Annotated in this window: 4 protein-coding genes; 2 read left to right on the top strand and 2 right to left on the bottom strand. The window is 43.9% G+C overall.

The features are described 5' to 3' along the window. The coding region (locus AB3112_RS11210; protein ID WP_367334537.1) for a DUF488 domain-containing protein at positions 1-175 on the top strand (175 nt) is incomplete at its 5' end. Between the two features lie 16 nt (positions 176-191). Here AB3112_RS11210 and pgmB read toward each other — a convergent pair. Further along, positions 192-884 (bottom strand): beta-phosphoglucomutase, encoded by a 693-nt coding sequence (gene pgmB, locus AB3112_RS11205; RefSeq protein ID WP_367334535.1) that lies wholly within the window; start codon positions 882-884, stop codon positions 192-194. An 83-nt stretch (positions 885-967) separates the two neighbouring features. On the opposite strand from pgmB, the gene AB3112_RS11200 reads away from it, so the two are divergent. After that, positions 968-1,630 (top strand): hypothetical protein, encoded by a 663-nt coding sequence (locus AB3112_RS11200; protein ID WP_367334534.1) that lies wholly within the window; start codon positions 968-970, stop codon positions 1,628-1,630. A gap of 58 nt (positions 1,631-1,688) precedes the next feature. Here the strand turns inward: AB3112_RS11200 and AB3112_RS11195 are convergent, their stop codons facing one another. Continuing rightward, positions 1,689-1,835 carry a hypothetical protein gene (locus tag AB3112_RS11195; RefSeq protein WP_367334536.1) on the bottom strand — a complete coding sequence of 49 codons (147 nt, stop codon included), beginning with the start codon at positions 1,833-1,835 and terminating at the stop codon, positions 1,689-1,691. Positions 1,836-1,867: the final 32 nt, after the last annotated feature.

Here is a 1,867-nt window from a genome sequence, read left to right as displayed (position 1 = left end):
TGAGTTTAAAACCCGTTATATCGCTGAGTTGGATGCCAACCCAGACCGGGAAAAATTTCTCGAATTAATTAAGTCCCACCTTGCTGAAGGCAACGTCATTATGCTTTACGGCGCAAAGGACGAAACCCACAACCAAGCAGTGGTGTTAAAGGATTATCTGGATAAAATTTTATAAGCAAAAAAAGATCACTCTAATCAGTGATCTTTTTTAATGCTGCTATCTGTGCTTTGATACCTGCCAGACTCAGTTCAGTGGTACTCGAAAATTTAATATCCGCGCTATCAATTTCCGCTGCATCACCAACACCAATTGATAACGCGCCAGAGCCATTCAGTGCCGTCAGACCCGTTTTCGAATCCTCAACACCCATACATTCATTTGGCGCTAAGTTCAGTAATGCCGCAGCCCGCACGTAAATCTCCGGGTCTGGTTTATTGTGCGTCAGCTTGGCAGGATCAACGATCAACGGAAAGTAATCCGTCAGCTGCATTTTGCTTATTTCTAACGGTGCGTTCACCGAAGCTGATGCTAATACGATACCGTAATGCTGGGCTTTGAGCTCATCTAAAAATGAAATGACACCAGGCAAGACATCCGCCGGCGACATGTGTTCAATTAATTTTAGATACATTTGATTCTTTTGCTCACCCAGCCGTTGTTGCTCAACGGCCGTATACTGGGAAAGTTGATTGCCGGCTTTCAGAATTGCTTTCACCGCATCCTGCCGGTTCATTCCGAGAACCGTCTCAGTCAGGGCTGTGGTCCAGTTAATGCCAAGCTTATCGGCTAACTGCCGCCAAGCCTGCAAATGGTACTGAGAGGAATCGGCAATCACCCCGTGAAGATCAAAGAGAACCCCAGAGTATTGCTTTAATTTAGCCATGTGTGCCACCTCATTTAAGGACAAAAGCCCTTTCATTTTGAAAAAACTCCCGTATAATAGAATCGTTATGGAGGGATCGGCGCGTGTATCAGGATAACGGAAAACCAACTATTATAGGAGATTTTATTTTACTTATCATTTCTATTATAATCAATTCATTGGGAAACGCACTAACCGTTTCGCTTAACTTAGGCAGTGCTTTATGGACCGCTTCGGCTGTCAATATGTCCCATTTGTTCAAAATGAATCTAGGCAACATTTTGCTGCTGGAAGGGATTGCCGTGATTCTGGCTAACGCTTTGTTACTGCGTCAATTTGACTGGCACCGGATGCTGGGCAATCTCGTTTTTATGATTCCGTTCAGTTATTTAGTCAGTGGGCTTGCCCACGTCCTGACTGTCTTTCACATCCAGCAGCTATCAGTCGTTCCTGCTGTGAGTTTAGACATTGTGGGCGTCATGATGATTGGCTGCGGTATTTCAATTTACCAGCGGATTAATTTAATCCTCCACCCAAACGATGATCTCATGCAGATTTTACGATTCAGGTTTCTGCATGGGAATGCCGTTCTGGCTTCTTTAACCGCCTTTCTCACACCAATTCTGATCATCCTCATCTGCGTATTGATTCAACATCAGATATGGGCGGTCAATATTGGTACCGTGGTTGCGTTGCTCTTTCAAGGGACATTCATTGCCTTGAGCGACCGTTTCGTCTTCAAAAAATTAAAACATCAACGTCTTTAAAATCGAAAAAGCTCGCCGACACAAATCCTGTGTGGCGGGCTTTTTGAATCATTTTAATTTAGAACGAAAACTCATCGACAACTTCAAATGACACGTTAGCATTTTGCTTGATCATTTTGGCTACTGGGCAATAGTTCTTAGCTTCGTCAACTAAGGCTTGTGCCTGATCATGGTCAACGCCAGCCATCAAGACTTCAACGCGCACCACAAACTTGTAACCAGTATCATCCTTTAATT

Origin of the sequence: Lentilactobacillus sp. (assembly GCF_040773105.1) — a bacterium.
Classification (GTDB): Bacteria; Bacillota; Bacilli; order Lactobacillales; family Lactobacillaceae; genus Lentilactobacillus; species Lentilactobacillus parabuchneri.
This window is presented reverse-complemented; position numbering and strand designations above follow the sequence as displayed.